Source organism: Streptomyces sp. NBC_01431 (assembly GCF_036231355.1).
In the GTDB taxonomy this organism is placed as follows: Bacteria; Actinomycetota; Actinomycetes; order Streptomycetales; family Streptomycetaceae; genus Streptomyces.
Map to the genome: position 1 here is coordinate 6,885,548 of NZ_CP109496.1, position 14,681 is coordinate 6,900,228.

Consider the following 14,681-nt stretch of genomic DNA (forward strand, 5'->3'; position numbering starts at 1 on the left):
TCGTGGGTGACATGTCCCGCGGCCGGGTGCCCGGCGCTACGCGCGTGCACTGGGCTGCGCTGCAGGGGGCGGGTCGTGACCACGAGCCCTGCCCTGTGGCGCCGCTCGCGTGCACTGGGCTGCGCTGCAGGAGGCGGGCCGCGACCGCGAGCCCACCCTGTGAGCTGCCAGCCGTCGATGCATCAGAAGGGCGAGGCTGGTACCAGTCCTTGCCCGAGCGGGCCAGGCGGGACATCTCGATGCCGAGCACGAGTCCGACGCGCTCCAGGCCGATCTCGGTGACCAGCCGCTGGAACCCGGTGCGGGCCAACGCTGCTGTCGCGGACAGCCGTTGATCGCCGCCGGTGACCATGACCCGGTCCGCCTTCCAGCCCAACGCGGCCGCCCGAGCGGTCCTTCAGCGCGTACTACAGCCGCGTCGACTCCTGGTGATTCAGAAGCTGTTGTCGCGGTGGACGGCCGGACATGAACGACCCGGACATGGACGGTCGCGGGGCGCTGCGGGTGACGCCCGCCCACCTTGTAGTTGGCCCGTTCCCAGGGCAGTACCGCGCTCACGGTCGGCCCCGCTTGCCCGTGGCCGCGGTGATCAGGCGCCCGGCCAGCATCACCAACTACCGGACGGGTACGGCCCATTCGACTCCGGCAGGGCCGTGGGGTCGATACCGCAGCGAGCCTTCGCCGCCGCCAAATGAAAAGCCAGCACGTCGGAACGCTCAAAATCGGAGGTTTCAATCCGGCCAAGCCTTTCCTGTGCAAGGGCACCAGGTCGGACACGTTGAACATGGCACCGTGGAAGGCCCACACCCGGGTGGTGGCATCCGGGACGACCTGCCTGCCGTCCCGGCTGACCTGTCCGTGGCCGTAGACGTACCAGCCCTTGGCCTTGGGGTCGTAGTCCATGAACTCCACGCGCGTACCGGGCGGTTCGTGCGTGTAGTTCGGGTAGATGACCTGCGCGCCCAGCGGGAAGATGTACGTGCCGCCGGGCTGCACGGTGAAGAACACCGGCACCACACCGTGCTTCGGGAGCGGGAACGGCGCCCGGTCCAGCGCGATCGGGGTGATGCCGAGCTCGGTAACCGGCTTGCCGTGCTCGTCCCGTACGACCGAACCCTTGGGGATGCGGACCTCAAGCCCCGGGATCTGCGGGGTCTTCAGCACCACCTCGGACTTGGCCGGGGCCTCGAAGTGCACGGTGTGCTGGGTGTCCAGTGGCGTCATCCACACGGGGAAGCCGAGCTCGGACGTCTGTCCGGCCTTCGGCTCGATGTGGATGTCGAACCGGCCGTAGGAACGGTCCTTGGTGTTGGCCGTGGTTCCATCCACCACCAGCGTGGTGTCCTGCGTGCTGATCCCGGCCAGCAGGAAGCGGCCCTGCTCGTCCGTGTGCCCGCTCTTGGCTCCGATCCGGACAGCCACCCTCGCTCGCGGCGACCCGTCCAGCTTCAACACCTGTCCGGACAGGGCTGTTTGGGACGGCGGACCCCGCAGCGCGGGCGGCGTCTTCGGGGCCGCTCCCTTCCCGGTGAGCCAGTCCCGGCCGGCCAGGTTCTGCTGCGAGGGCTGCCACGCGTCCGCACCCGACGGCACCACACCCACCGTGGTCGCCTTGTCGGCCGTGGGCTTTGCTGACTGGGTGGAGGCCGCCGTCTTCTGAACTGCGGAGGGCTTCGCGGCCGGGGTGGCTGCGGCAGTCGCCCGCACCGGGCAGGACGCCGAGGCACGGTGACGGCGACCGGATCGCTCAGGTGCCCCGGCGTCGTGACCGCCACCGACGGCGGATTGGCGTCCGAGACCGTGGTGGTCACCACCGAGTCGTAGACCGGCCCACCACTGCCGACCACACTGAAATTGGCGGCCGAGGCGCCCCGGCCGTCCCGGGTCGCCACCTCGATCAACCCGTCCGACGCGCCCGGCGGAACCTCCACCGTCAACGACGTGGCCGACGCCGAAACCACCTGCGCCACACGCCCGTTGAACCGCACCACATTGTCCGTGGGCGCCGTCGCGAACCCCGAACCGGAGATCACCACCTGCGCCCCGGCCACCGCCGACGTCGGCGCGAACGACGAGACCACCGGAGCGGGCGTGGCGAGCGTGAACGCCTCCACGGACTGCGCGCTCACGCCGGCGACCGTCACCGACACCGCCCCGGCCTTCGCCCCGGCGGGAACCGTCACCACCAACCGGGTCGCGGTCGCCGACACCACCGTGGCCGCCGTGCCACCGAAGGACACCGCGTTGCTCGCAGCCGTCGTGGAGAAGCCGGTCCCCGACAGCGTCACCCTCGCCCCGGCCGCCGCCCGTACCGGCACCACCGACAGGACCGACAACTGGCTGGAAGGAAAGCGGTCGATGCCAAGCCGGTTACCCGGCGGGTCATAGCGGTAGCGCGCCGTCTCCCCGGCCGGGTCGGTCAGCCCCACCAAACGACCCCGCCGCGTCATACGCGTACACCGCGTTACTCGTCGAAGCGGCACCCGCAGCGACCTTCGGCGCGACCGATTTGACCGAGGGCTTGGGCGCCGGCTTCGCACTGGCGCCAGACGACGGCGAAGCCGCAGGCAACGACGGGGACTTGGGCGAGGACGATGGCGACGGGGCACCCGACGCAGCCGTGGGTGGAGAACCGGACGGCGACGGCGACGCCGCCCCCGCCGACACCACACTCGCACTCAGTGCCAGTACGAGCGCCCCCACAGTCAGCACCCGCCGACGCGCTCCCCGATACAACCCGAACCCCTCGCCGTGCAGACGCACGCGCCCTCCCCAGAGCAAAAAACACAGGCCACAACAGGGCCTCAGAACCCGCACTCCCCATGCGGGCGTCACAAGCCACCCACAGCTGAGCGTGTGTGCGAATAGATTTGGCGTGAAGCCGTCAGGCGGAAGCAGGCCGCCCCGAGAGGGCGAAGCTGCCCCTTGACCACAAATATTCAGGTTGAGGAAGTACGCGAGGGGCCTGACTACGGAGCACCCATAAGAGGGATCCAACCTCGGCCGCCGCCCAGGTCTGGCTGGAAATGCGGCGATCCGGGGACGTCCATGCACGGGCTCCGGATCGGATCTGGAGCCCAGGACCTGCGTGTCCGGCGTCAAAGTCGCCCTGCTGGCCACTGTTCTTGCCAGGGCTCACGGCGATCCAGCCGGACCCCGAGGGGTCGGTCTGCTCCGGCCCCACAGCCCGGCCCCGGCGGCCCGGCGCGGGCCGTCGGGCGCACAATGGGACGGTGAATGACGATCCGCGTGCCGAACCGATTCCCGTGATCCGGGACGTCGATGAGGGCACCGCCCGACTGTTGCCCGATGTCGATCGGGAGCGGGCCTGGCTGCTGACCGTGAACGGCGCCCCCCAGTCGTACGTGGACCTCGACGATCCGACGTACATCGAGTTCGAGTACGTGCGCCGGCTCGCCCATGTCGTGGACTGCGCCGCCGACGAGGGCGCCCCGCTGGACGTGCTGCACCTCGGGGGCGGGGCGTTCACCCTGCCCCGCTACGTCGCGGCGACCCGGCCCGGATCGCGCCAGGACGTCGTGGACGCCGACCGGGCGCTCCTCCAGCTCGTCCTGGAACACCTGCCGGTGCCGGCCGGTGCCGGGATCGCCGTGCACGCCGCGGACGCCAGGGCGTGGGCCGGGCGGGCGCCGGCCGGCTCGGCGGACCTGCTGATCGCGGACGTCTTCGGCGGCTCACGGGTGCCCGCGCACCTCACCTCCATCGAGTACGCGCGGATCGCCCAACGGGTGCTCAAGCCCGGCGGCATCTACGCGGCCAACCTCGCCGATGGCGCGCCCTTCACCTTCCTGCGCTCCCAACTGGCCACGTTCCGGGCGGTGTTCGCGGAGGTGGCGTTGATCGCCGAACCGTCCGTGCTGCGCGGCCGCCGCTTCGGGAACGCGGTGCTGCTCGCCTCCGCACGACCGCTGGACGTTGCGGCGCTCGCCCGGCGCACCGCGGGCGACGCCTTCCCCGCCCGGGTCGAGTACGGCGACGCGCTGAGGCGCTTCATCGCGGACGCCGCCCCGGTCGGCGACGAGAACGCGCAGGCCTCACCCGAGCCGCCCGACGGCGCCTTCAGCATCGGCTGACGCCTGCGGACCGGCCCCGGCCACCGTCGCGCCGCGCCGGGTCAGACGGCGTACCTCGGGGACGAACAGGACCGCCGCGGTGAGCAGCACGATCAGCGCCGAGCAGCCCCACAGTGCGGAGGTCCGGCCGACCGCGCTCTCCACGGGGCCGGTCAGTGCGGTGGCCAGCGGCACCATGGCGATGGAGCCCAGCCAGTCGTACGCCGAGACGCGGGAGAGCTTGTCCTCCGGGACTTCCTGGTGGAGGCAGGTCATCCACGAGACACCGAAGACCTCGATGGAGACACCCGTCAGGAACATGACCGCCGTGAGCGCCACGATCGGCAGCGGCACCGCGAGCGCGGCCGACGGCAGGGCCAGTGGGAAGACGCAGAGGGTGCCCGCGAGCAGCAGTCGGCGCGGTTTCCAGCGCGTCATCAGGAGCGCCCCGCCGACCGTGCCGACGCCGAACGCGGCGAGCGCGAACCCCCACGGGCCGGGGCCGCCGAGTTCGTCACGGGCCACCAGCGGGCCGTACACCGCCTCGGCCGCCGCGACCACGGCGTTGACCACCGCGAACTGCACGACGATCGACCACAGCCACGGCCGGGTGATGAACTCGCGCCAGCCGTCGCGGAGATCGGCGACCATGCCGCCGCCGGGTTCACGCGCGGGGATGTGACTCACATCGAGGAAGGCCCGCAGCGCGCCCGCGACCGCGAAGGCGGCCGCGTCGATGGCGAGCACCCAGCCCGGACCGAAGGCCGCGATGAGCGCGCCGCCGAGCGCGGCCCCGCCGATGCCCGCGCCGTGCATGGCCATCCGGTAGAACGCGAAGGCGCGGCCGGCCTCCGAGCCGCTGACACTGGACATCAGCATGCCCTCGGAGGCCGGGCCGAAGAAGGCCTGGCCCACGCCGCCGAGCGCGGTGAGCGCCATCATCTGCCACAGCCGCGGCTCGCCGGTCAGGACGAGCAGCGCGAAGGCGCCCTGCGAAAGGAAGTTGAGGGAGTTGGCGGCGACCATCACGCGGTGTCGCGGCAGCCGGTCCGCCAGCGCGCCGCCCACCAGCAGGAACAGGACGAGTGGAACGGTGCGGGCCGCCGCCACGAGCCCCACGTCACCGCCGCTGCCCCCGGCCCTGAGCACCGCGAACGCCGAAGCGATCAGGGCCCCCTGGCTGCCCAGGTTCGTCGCGATCGCGGCGGCGGTCAGCAGGGTGTAGTTGCGGCCCGCCCATGAAGGGCGGCGGGAATGCGAAGGGGCGGCGGCGGAAGTCACCCAGGGACTATCGCCGCCGCCACCCCGTGGCGCCAACTCGTTTGCGGCCCGGCACCTGTCAGGAGCCGTCGACCGTCATCACGAGCTCAGGAGCTCCAGAGCTCGGGAACCGTTTCGTCATCAGGAGCTCAGGAGCTCAGGAGCTGGTGACGGGTACCAGGCGAATGGTGCTGAGGATCTTCTGGATGGTGTCCTCGTCGACTGCGCCGGGCACGCCCGTGTTGGCGATGAAGCTCCAGGCGGCGAGGTCGCCCTTGGCGGTCTTGAAGCCGAAGAGCACGGACTGGCCGTCGGTGGAGCACTTGTCCGTCTTCTTCACGCCCGTCGCCTTGGCGCGGACCACGCTGCCCTGGAGACCGGACTTGGTGGTGAAGGGGACCGGCTTGTCCGAGGTGATGTGGTTCTTGTCCGGCTGGGTGTAGGCGTAGTACAGCCAGTCGTCGGCCTGCTGGGCCGCATCGTCCGTCGACTTGGCGCCGTTCGCGCCCTTGGTGCCGATGGTGGCCAGCGCGGTGTTCTCGTCGCGGCCGCTGGAGCCCTTGGTGGTGCACCACTTGGACTTGTAGTAGGCGGGGGCCGACATCATCATGCCGCCGAACCCGTTGGGGTCCGCCTTGTCGGACCAGCCCACGCTCATGCTGGGGCTGTCGACCTCCCAGTCTGGCGGAACGTCGAAGGCGTCGCCGCGAGTGGGGTTGACCACGACCTTCCAGCCCGCGATGACCGGCGCCACCTCGGTACCGGCACCACGCGGGTTGGGGGCCGGGGAGGACGGCGCCGCGGACGCGGAGGCGGACGGCGACTGCTTCTTGCCGTCGGCCTGGTCGCTCTTGCCGTTGCCGCTGAGGACCACGACGCCCGTGACACCTGCGGCCACGACCACCGCCGCGGCCGCGACGATGGCGATGATCGTGGTCTTCTTCTTGTTGTTGTCGTCCTGCGACGGCTGCGGCGCCCCCGGCGGGCTGCCCACCGGATACGACGGCTGCTGCTGGTACGGGTTGGGCGTCTGGTAACCCTGCTGCGGGTACCCCGGCTGCGTGGGCGGCTGCGCGGGCTGCTGCCCAGGCTGCTGGTATCCCGGCTGCTGATAGGGATTCGGCTGCTGGTACCCCGGCTGCTGGTACGGGTTCTGATTCGGATCCTGCGGGTTCTGCTCGCCCCCGGGCGGCTGCTGTCCTGGCCACATGGCCAGTAACCATAGAGGTGCCGCCCCGCTCCTGCTACGGCCGCCCCCGCCAGGGATGGCCAAGGGCGGCTACTCATGGGTAACATCGACTCCCATGAGCGCTGATCAGATGTCCGTCGGCGAGATGCTCGCCGCCACGGTCCCGATGGCCAGGACCCTCAACCTGGAGTTCCTGGAGACCACCCCCGAGCGTGCCGTGGTACGGCTGCCGGACCAGCCCGACTACCACAACCACGTGGGCGGACCACACGCCGGAGCGATGTTCACGCTCGCCGAGTCCGCCAGCGGTGCCATCGTCATCGCCGCCTTCGGCGACCAGATGGGCCGGGCCGTGCCGCTGGCCGTCAAGGCCGAGATCGGCTACAAGAAGCTCGCCATGGGCGTCGTCACCGCGACCGCGACCCTGGGCCGCCCCATCGCCGACGTGGTGGCCGAACTGGACGCGGGGCAGCGCCCCGAGTTCCCCGTCCACATCGAGATCCAGCGCGCGGACGGCGCCGTGACCGGCGAAATGGTGGTTGTCTGGACGCTGCGTCCGAACTCCTGACCCTCCGCGGCACGCGCCACGGAACCCCAAGGCGTCCCGGCCCACACCGGGGCGCCTTCTCCGTGTCCCGCTCGCTCTCGCCGGCTCTTCCACCGGACGGTCCTACGTTTCCGGCGCCTCGTGGCGCCTGACGGGTTGTCAACTCGGTCGTGACGCATAGTGCGTTCACAGGTCGAACGTCGGCCCGCCGCCTGCTGTGCCGCGGTCCACATGTCGTGCCCGCCCACACAAGGAGTGACGGTCCATGCCCGACCCCGTTTCCCGAAGGTCAGCACTGCGCCGACTCGCCGGTGCCGTCGCGGTCGCGGCGGCCGCGACCGGCCCGTTCGCCGCCCCGGCCGACGCCGGTACGGCCACGGGGGCCTCCCGCCGGGTGGAAGACCTCCTCGCCCGGCTCACCCTGGACGAGAAGATCGGCCTGCTGCACGGCGCCGACGATCCGCACAGCCTCGGCCAGGCCGGATACGTCCCCGGAGTGCCGCGGCTCGCCATCCCCGCCCTCAGACTCGCCGACGGACCTGCGGGCGTCCGCGTCACCGAGCACGCCACCGCCCTGCCGGCGCCGGTGCTGCTCGCCGCCGCCTTCGACCCCGCGCTGGCCCGCGAATACGGCGAGGTCATCGGCCGCGAGGGCCGCGCGCTCGGCCAGGACGTCCTCCTGTCGCCCATGGTCAACCTGATCAGAACCCCGTACGCCGGACGCAACTACGAGACCTTCTCCGAGGACCCACTGCTCAGCGCCGACCTCGTCGCCGAGGAGATCCGCGGCATCCAGAGCCAGGGACTGATCGCCACCGTCAAGCACTTCGCCCTGAACAACCAGGAGCAAGGCCGCACGTCCGTCGATGTGCGGATCGCCCAACAGCCGCTGCGTGAGCTGGAGTTCCGTGCCTTCGAGGCGGCCGTCGCCGCCGGAGCGGGCGCCGTGATGGGCGCCTACAACAAGGTCAACGGCACCTTCGCCTGCGAAAACAAGCCAATTCTCGGCGACGTGCTGCGCGGCGACTGGGGCTTCGACGGCTGGGTGATGAGCGACTGGCAGGCCGCGCACAGCACCGCCGCCGCCCTCACCGCGGGGCTCGACATGGAGATGCCGAGCGGCGACCACTTCGCCGACGCCCTGAAGCAGGCCGTACGCAGCCGCAGCCTCCCCGAAGCGCTCGTCGACCGTTCCGCACGCCGCGTCCTGTCCGTCATGGAGCGCTTCGGACTGCTCGACGGCAGCGCCCCCGCCCGGCCGGAGCGTGACCCGCGGGCCGGGGCGCGCACCGCGCTCAAGGTCGCCAAGGCGGGCGCCACCCTGCTTCGCAACCGGCACGCCACCCTGCCGCTGACCGGCCAGGCCGCCCACCACATCGCCGTGATCGGGCCCACCGGAGCCATCCCGTTCGTCAGCGGTGGTGGCAGCGCACATGTGGTCGCCGCACATGTGCGGAGCCCGCTCGACGCACTCCGAGTCCGGGCCGGAGAAGGTGCCCGCGTCAGCTACGCCCTGGGCGAGGACATCTTCGGCAAACCGCTCCCCGGGGCCTCGCCCGGCGCCGACTTCGAGGGCCGGCACATCGCCCCCGGCGCCACCTGGACCTACGATGCCCCCCTCACCGTGGACGAACCCGACGAGTGGACCTTCTACATCCACTATTCCGGCGACCGGCCCAAGGTGTTCCTCGACGGCACCGAACTCTTCCCACCGGCCCCGGGCCTCGGTGAGTCCTTCGCCGGAGGGTTCGTCAGCGCCGCTCCCGACGGACTCGCCGTCCGTCGCCGCACGCTGGGCCTTGACGCGGGACCCCACCGGCTCACCATTACCGCGAAGGGCGGCGAGAAAGGCCAGGTCTTCCGGCTGCGCCGCACCACCGGTGCCACCCGCGCCGCCGACGTCGCCGAGGCGGTGCGCGCCGCCCGCGCGGCCGCGAGCGTCGTGCTGTTCGCGTACGAGGACGCCACCGAGGGCGCCGACCGCACCGGTCTCGCCCTGCCCGGCCACCAGAACGAGCTGATCGAAGCCGTCGCCGCCGCCAACTCCCGTACCACTGTGGTGCTCAACACCTCATCCAGCACCACCATGCCGTGGCTGGACCACACAGGTGCCGTACTCCAGATGTACTACCCGGGCCAGGAAGGCGCCGAGGCCACCGCGGCCGTCCTGTTCGGGGACTGCGACCCGGGCGGCCGACTCACCCAGACCTTCCCCGCCTCCGACACCCTGCATCCGGTCGCCGGGGACCCGCACCGCTATCCCGGTGTGAACGGCACCGAGGAGTACTCCGAGGGAGTCCACCTCGGCTACCGCTGGTACGAGGCCGAGGGCGTGGCCCCCCTCTTCCCCTTCGGGCACGGGCTCTCCTACACCACCTTCGAATACTCCGGCCTCACCGTCGAGCCCGACGACGACGGGCTCGCGGTCGGCTTCACCGTCCGCAACACAGGTCCGCGCACCGGAACCACGGTGGCCCAGGTCTACGTCGGTCCCTCGCCCGACCTCAGCCTCGACCAGGCGCACCGTGCCCTGGCCGGCTACCGCCGCCTGGAACTGGAGCCCGGCCGGGCGCGGCACGTGACCGTACGCGTTTCGGCGCGCTCGCTGTCGTCCTGGGACCCGGCGCGGCACGGCTGGGTCCTGGGCACCGGAACGCGCGAGGTCACCGTGGGCGTCTCCGCTCGTGAGCAGCGCCTCACCGGCCGGGGCCGGGTCCGATCACGCGAGGCGGCCGGCCGACCCTGAGCGGGTAGGCTGGCCGGGGTGCGCCAAGGGGGGCGCACGCCGGGCTCCGGCCCGGTACGAGCGGGAGGAAGCGCGTTGCACATCCAGGAGTGGCTGGAGCACATCCCCGCCGTCAGTGTCTATCTCCTGGTGGCGCTGGTCATCGGGGTCGAGAGCCTCGGAATCCCGCTGCCCGGCGAGATTGTCCTGGTGAGTGCGGCACTGCTCGCCTCGCAGCAGGGGCACATCGATCCCGTCGTGCTGGGCGCCTGCGCGACGGCCGGTGCGGTGATCGGCGACTCGATCGGTTACGCCATCGGCCGCAAGGGCGGCAGGCCGCTGCTCGCCTGGCTCGGCAACAAGTTCCCCAAGCACTTCAGCGACGGCCATGTCGCCATGGCGGAACGATCCTTCCAGAAGTGGGGCATGTGGGCCGTCTTCGTCGGCCGGTTCATCGCCCTGCTCCGCATCTTCGCGGGACCCTTGGCGGGCGTCCTGCACATGCCGTACTGGAAGTTCCTCATCGCCAACGTCCTCGGCGGCATCTGCTGGGCCGGCGGCACCACGGCCGTCATCTACTACCTCGGCATCGTCGCCGAGTCCTGGCTGAAGAACTTCTCCTACCTCGGCCTGGTCGCCGCGCTGCTGGTCGGACTGGCCTCGATGCTGGTCGTCAAGAACCGTGCCAAGAAGTCGATGGCCGAAGCGGAAGCGGCGGAGTCCGTCCCGGAGAACGTGCCTGCCGCGGACTAGTCGGCCACCGCGGCACCCGGCTTCGGGGCACCCTGCTCACCGGTCCCGCAACAGCACCCGCACGGCGCGCCCGAACACCAGGCGCCCGGCGAATGCCGTCAACGGGTCGAGGGCGCGCGGCAGTCCGCGTACTCGCAGGTCCTCGCGCCAGACCAGATACGCCCCCGATCCGGCCGCGCCGACCTCGATCTCGGCCCAGCCCGTGACGGCCCGGCCGCGCTTCTCCAGGCGGCACCGGCCCGGCCTGCGCGCGCCCGGCGGCTCCCAGCGCACGATCTCCATCCGGTCGTCGAAGCCCAGCCGGCCGAGCCCGGTGCGCGCGACGATCAACGTGCCGAGGCCGCTGGGCGGCGCGGTGCTCACCGCGATCCGGGTCAGCGGGACGCCTTCGCCGTGCCGCTCCCAGTCGGTGAGCCGCCGCCACGCCTCGGCGGGGGCCAGCTCGGTACGCCGGTCGATCCGGAAGAGTGCCATCGCGTGATCGTAAGCGGCCCCCCGGCCGCGCGGGCCGGGGCGAGGTCCCTTAGCGTTCCGGTGGGCGCGAACGAATCCGTACCAAGGAGTGGCGCATGGCAGAGCAGGCGTTGGTCACGGCGGTGGGCGGCAAGACGCCCGAGATCGCGGCGACCGCATTCACCGCACCCACCTCGGTGGTGCTCGGCGAGGTCACCCTGGCCGAGGGCGCGAGCGTCTGGTACCACGCGGTCCTGCGGGCCGACTGCGGGCCGATCGTGATCGGCGCCGACAGCAACATCCAGGACAACTGCACCGTCCACGTGGACCCCGGCTTCCCCGTCACGGTCGGCGAACGGGTCAGCGTCGGCCACAACGCGGTGCTGCACGGCTGCACCGTCGAGGACGACGTCCTGGTCGGCATGGGCGCCACCGTCCTCAACGGGGCCCGCATCGGCGCCGGTTCGCTGGTCGCGGCGCAGGCCCTGGTGCCGCAGGGCATGGTCGTACCGCCCGGTTCGCTGGTCGCGGGCGTGCCCGCCAAGGTGCGGCGCGAATTGACCGAGGAGGAGCGCGAGGGCATCAAGGTCAACGCCCTGATGTACGCGGGCCTGGCCACCGACCACCGCACGGCGCACGGCGGCTGAGCCCGCGGGGAGTCCAGTCGCGCGGCGCTGAGCGGAAGATCACAGGTGTCGGCCGTGATCAGCCGGGCCGGCGATGAGTACCGTGAGCGGGTGCCCAAGAACAGAAACACGTTCTCATCGCTGACCGCCTGGCGGCGCCGGATCGCCTCCCGCGCGGTCCACGGCGGTTGGAGCTGGATCAAGGAGGCGGGCGCGGTCACCGCCGAGCACCCGGGGAAGCTGCGCTTCGGCCGGATCGGCTCCGGGACCCGCCTCGCCTTCCCGCAGGGCACCGTCTTCGGCGAGCGGTGGATCGAGCTGGGCGACCACTGCATCATCGGCGAACAGGTGACCCTGACGGCCGGGATGATGCCGGGCCTGGACCTCGGCGCCGAACCGATCCTGACCCTCGGCAACGGAGTCGTACTCGGCCGCGGCAGCCACGTCATCGCCGACACCACCGTGACCATCGGTTCGGACACGTACTGCGGCCCGTACGTCTACATCACCTCGACCAACCACAGCTACGACGATCCCCGCCAGCCCGTGGGCAAGCAGTGGCCGCGCATGGAGCCCGTCGAGATCGGCCCCGGGTGCTGGCTCGGGACGGGTGCGGTGGTGCTGCCCGGCGCCCGACTCGGCCGCAACGTGGTCGTGGCGGCGGGCGCCGTCGTGCGCGGAGAGGTGCCCGACCACGCGGTGGTGGCCGGGGCGCCCGCGCGCATCGTGCGCACCTGGGACGAGGAGAACGGCTGGCAGCCGCCGCTGCGCACGCCCGCGCCGGTGCCGATTCCGGAGGGCGTCACCCCCGAACAGCTGCTCGCCGTCGCCGAGTTGACCCCGGAAGAGGCCTGAGGGCCACGTTCCGCTCAGCCGGTGGCGAGCAGCACCGTGCCGACCAGTGCGAGGCCCGCTCCGGCCGCCTGCACCGCCCGCAGCCGCTCCTTGAGGACCCCGCGGGCGGCGAGGGCCGTGACCACCGGGTAGAGCGAGGCGAGCACCGCCGCGATGGTGACCGGGCCCTGCTGGGCGGCGATGGAGTACGTCCCGTTCGCGGCCACGTCGGCGAGGCCCACGAAGGCGAGCGCGGGCAGCGCGAGCCACACGGTGCGGGGGCCGCCCTCCTCGGGCAGCGCCGGGGCGCCGCGCCGCACCGAGACGTACAGGGCGGTGCCACCCACCGCGACATTGGTGACGCGCTGCACGAACAGTGCGAGGAACAGCCCCGGCACGCTCGTCGACGCCTCGGAGATCAGTGCCATCACGGCTCCGAAGCCGAAGGCTGCGAGCAGGGTGAGCGCGATCGCCTGGCGCCGCACCGCCTCGCCGCGGAATTCCGGGCCCCCGGCCAACAGCACGCCCACCACGGCCACCGCGATGCCGGCGAACTGGAGCAGCCCCGGCCGTTCGCCGAGCACGAGACCGACACCTACCGGTACGGCGACGCCCAGCGAGCCGAGCGGCGAGACGACACCCATGGGCCCCAGCGCCAGGGCCTTGTAGAAGCTGAGCATGGCGACCGGGCCCACCGCGCCCGCCGCGACCGCGAACCAGAGCTGCGGGCCCGCCTCGTGCCAGCCGCTGGTGGCCACGACGACGGTGCCGAGGACGACCACGGCGAGGGACTGCGAGGCGACCACGACGGTAAGCGCGGGCATCCGCCGGGTGAGCAGCCCGCCGCCGAAGTCGGCCAAGCCCCACAGCAGGCTGGTGGCCAGGGCGAAGAGTGCTGTCATGACGGGGCCTCGCAGTACAGTGCAGTGACACGGATGAGCAGTAGGTTGCACTGCACTGTAGTGCAGTCGATTGAACCCTGTCATCTAAAATATTGGACGGCCTTCCTGGAGGCCCACCTCATGGACGGAATGTGTCGGACCTCGAACTGCTGACCCAGTCACTGGGCCGCAACGTCAAGCGCTGGCGCACCGAGCGCGGCTTCACCCTGGACGCGCTCGCGACCCGTGCCGGGGTCAGCCGCGGCATGCTCATCCAGATCGAGCAGGCCCGGACGAACCCCAGCGTCGGCACCGTGGTGAAGATCGGCGACGCACTGGGTGTGAGCATCACCACCCTGCTCGACTACGAGAGCGGCCCCAAGGTGCGGATCGTGCCGCCGGACCAGGCGGTGCGGCTCTGGTCCACCGAGCGCGGCAGCTACAACACGCTGCTCGCGGGCACCGAGGCGCCCGGCCCGCTGGAGATGTGGCACTGGCGGCTGATGCCCGGCGACGGGAGCGCCTCCGATCCGCACCCCACCGGCACGGTCGAACTGATCCACGTCACCGAGGGCACCCTCACGCTCGTCGTGGACGGTGTCGACCATCCGGTGCCGGCCGGGCATTCGGCATCCTTCGAGGCCAACGCGGCGCACACCTACCGCAATGACGGCTCGGAGCCGGTCGTCATGACGATGGCCATCTCGGTCCCGTTCGAACGCTGAGACGCCCAACCGCCGTACCCGCGCGGCCTGTTACCGTTCTGGAGCGATGATTTTGGCCCTGTATCTGGTAATCGGGCCCGAGTCGGGTGGACGCTGACTATCGTCTACTTTCGCGGCCGCGGGCGCGAGGAAGGCGGGCCGCGTCGATTTCGAACGAAACCACTCATGAGGGTGGTTTCGGCGTCAACGCCGAACCTGGTTACGGCCCAACGCAGTTGGGGTGTCCCGGGGAGGCGGCAGTGGTCGGACCAGTCGCTCGTGGCGCATGAGCGCACATGGGCACGGCGTGCGGCCGAATTGCACGACGTACGAAAAAGCCCATGAAACAGACTAAAAGCCGTGTTCTGTGCAGTGATCCAGAAGAGACTCCGCTGCGGAGACGGCGCTCCGATCTGAAAGGCGCTCACGTGGAAGCTCTCGTCTCGGCGGCCGAACGGCCCGGCCCCGCCTCGCACAGGCCGGTCACCCGGCGCCTGCCGCTGGTGAAGCGGGCGGCGGCGCAGAGCGCCGGGAAGGCCCCGGCGAGCCTGGCCCGGGTGATGTCGGGGGGCGCGAGCCCCGCCGTTCCCGGCACCTCCGCCTTCCAGTCGGCGCTCTGACGGGCGGACAGACCCC

At 71.4% G+C, this 14,681-nt stretch carries 13 protein-coding genes and 1 pseudogene; 8 read left to right on the forward strand and 6 right to left on the reverse strand.

Translation table 11 applies throughout. From position 1 onward, the window contains the following. Nucleotides 1-36: 36 nt before the first annotated feature. Nucleotides 37-1,707 carry a hypothetical protein gene (locus tag OG522_RS31480; RefSeq protein ID WP_329466423.1) on the reverse strand — a complete coding sequence of 557 codons (1,671 nt, stop codon included), beginning with the start codon at nt 1,705-1,707 and terminating at the stop codon, nt 37-39. 230 nt (nt 1,708-1,937) lie between these two features. Next, nucleotides 1,938-2,450: pseudogene (locus OG522_RS41295) on the reverse strand (IPT/TIG domain-containing protein); the annotation flags it as partial. A gap of 783 nt (nt 2,451-3,233) precedes the next feature. Between OG522_RS41295 and OG522_RS31490 the strand changes: the two are divergent. Then, nucleotides 3,234-4,094 (forward strand): spermidine synthase, encoded by an 861-nt coding sequence (locus OG522_RS31490; RefSeq protein ID WP_329466425.1) that lies wholly within the window; start codon nt 3,234-3,236, stop codon nt 4,092-4,094. Here the strand turns inward: OG522_RS31490 and OG522_RS31495 are convergent. Both OG522_RS31495 and OG522_RS31500 read right to left on the reverse strand, forming a co-directional pair. Next, nucleotides 4,056-5,354 (reverse strand): MFS transporter, encoded by a 1,299-nt coding sequence (locus OG522_RS31495; RefSeq protein WP_329466426.1) that lies wholly within the window; start codon nt 5,352-5,354, stop codon nt 4,056-4,058. The two genes, OG522_RS31490 and OG522_RS31495, sit on opposite strands and share 39 nt — an antisense overlap. 136 nt (nt 5,355-5,490) lie before the next feature. After that, nucleotides 5,491-6,543: a hypothetical protein gene (locus OG522_RS31500; protein WP_329466427.1), complete on the reverse strand. Its 1,053-nt coding sequence runs from the start codon at nt 6,541-6,543 to the stop codon at nt 5,491-5,493. A 109-nt stretch (nt 6,544-6,652) separates the two neighbouring features. Here OG522_RS31500 and OG522_RS31505 point away from each other — a divergent pair, with 109 nt between their 5' ends. From OG522_RS31505 to OG522_RS31515, 3 genes are all read left to right on the forward strand, one after another. Continuing rightward, a complete protein-coding gene (locus OG522_RS31505; protein WP_329467812.1) occupies nt 6,653-7,090 on the forward strand; it encodes a DUF4442 domain-containing protein in 438 nt (145 codons plus the stop codon). A 244-nt stretch (nt 7,091-7,334) separates the two neighbouring features. Next, nucleotides 7,335-9,815, forward strand: coding sequence for a beta-glucosidase family protein (locus OG522_RS31510; RefSeq protein WP_329466428.1), 2,481 nt, complete (start codon nt 7,335-7,337; stop codon nt 9,813-9,815). A gap of 75 nt (nt 9,816-9,890) precedes the next feature. Next, the gene (locus OG522_RS31515) at nt 9,891-10,547 is read left to right on the forward strand and encodes a DedA family protein (protein ID WP_329466429.1); all 657 of its coding nucleotides are present in this window, start codon (nt 9,891-9,893) and stop codon (nt 10,545-10,547) included. Nucleotides 10,548-10,583: 36 nt separating this feature from the next. Here the strand turns inward: OG522_RS31515 and OG522_RS31520 are convergent, their stop codons facing one another. Then, nucleotides 10,584-11,021 (reverse strand): SRPBCC family protein, encoded by a 438-nt coding sequence (locus OG522_RS31520; RefSeq protein WP_329466430.1) that lies wholly within the window; start codon nt 11,019-11,021, stop codon nt 10,584-10,586. Between the two features lie 95 nt (nt 11,022-11,116). On the opposite strand from OG522_RS31520, the gene OG522_RS31525 reads away from it, so the two are divergent. Next, entirely contained in the window at nt 11,117-11,647 is a 531-nt protein-coding gene (locus OG522_RS31525) for a gamma carbonic anhydrase family protein (protein ID WP_329466431.1), read from the forward strand. 90 nt (nt 11,648-11,737) lie between these two features. Then, nucleotides 11,738-12,481 carry an acyltransferase gene (locus OG522_RS31530; RefSeq protein WP_329466432.1) on the forward strand — a complete coding sequence of 248 codons (744 nt, stop codon included), beginning with the start codon at nt 11,738-11,740 and terminating at the stop codon, nt 12,479-12,481. 14 nt (nt 12,482-12,495) lie between these two features. Here OG522_RS31530 and OG522_RS31535 read toward each other — a convergent pair whose 3' ends face one another. Beyond that, a complete protein-coding gene (locus OG522_RS31535; protein ID WP_329466433.1) occupies nt 12,496-13,362 on the reverse strand; it encodes a DMT family transporter in 867 nt (288 codons plus the stop codon). A 131-nt stretch (nt 13,363-13,493) separates the two neighbouring features. On the opposite strand from OG522_RS31535, the gene OG522_RS31540 reads away from it, so the two are divergent. Both OG522_RS31540 and OG522_RS31545 read left to right on the forward strand, forming a co-directional pair. Continuing rightward, nucleotides 13,494-14,066, forward strand: a complete 573-nt coding sequence (locus OG522_RS31540; RefSeq protein WP_329466434.1) for a helix-turn-helix domain-containing protein — start codon at nt 13,494-13,496, stop codon at nt 14,064-14,066. Nucleotides 14,067-14,473: 407 nt separating this feature from the next. Then, the gene (locus OG522_RS31545) at nt 14,474-14,665 is read left to right on the forward strand and encodes a hypothetical protein (protein WP_329466435.1); all 192 of its coding nucleotides are present in this window, start codon (nt 14,474-14,476) and stop codon (nt 14,663-14,665) included. The last annotated feature ends 16 nt before the right edge of the window (nt 14,666-14,681 follow it).

Bases quoted from the DNA above. Each gene is read 5' to 3' on its own strand.
- OG522_RS31500 (WP_329466427.1), bottom strand. From the start codon at position 6,543: ATGTGGCCAGGACAGCAGCCGCCCGGGGGCGAGCAGAACCCGCAGGAT.
- OG522_RS31505 (WP_329467812.1), top strand. From the start codon at position 6,653: ATGTCCGTCGGCGAGATGCTCGCCGCCACGGTCCCGATGGCCAGGACC.
- OG522_RS31510 (WP_329466428.1), top strand. From the start codon at position 7,335: ATGCCCGACCCCGTTTCCCGAAGGTCAGCACTGCGCCGACTCGCCGGT.
- OG522_RS31520 (WP_329466430.1), bottom strand. From the start codon at position 11,021: ATGGCACTCTTCCGGATCGACCGGCGTACCGAGCTGGCCCCCGCCGAG.
- OG522_RS31525 (WP_329466431.1), top strand. From the start codon at position 11,117: ATGGCAGAGCAGGCGTTGGTCACGGCGGTGGGCGGCAAGACGCCCGAG.
- OG522_RS31535 (WP_329466433.1), bottom strand. From the start codon at position 13,362: ATGACAGCACTCTTCGCCCTGGCCACCAGCCTGCTGTGGGGCTTGGCC.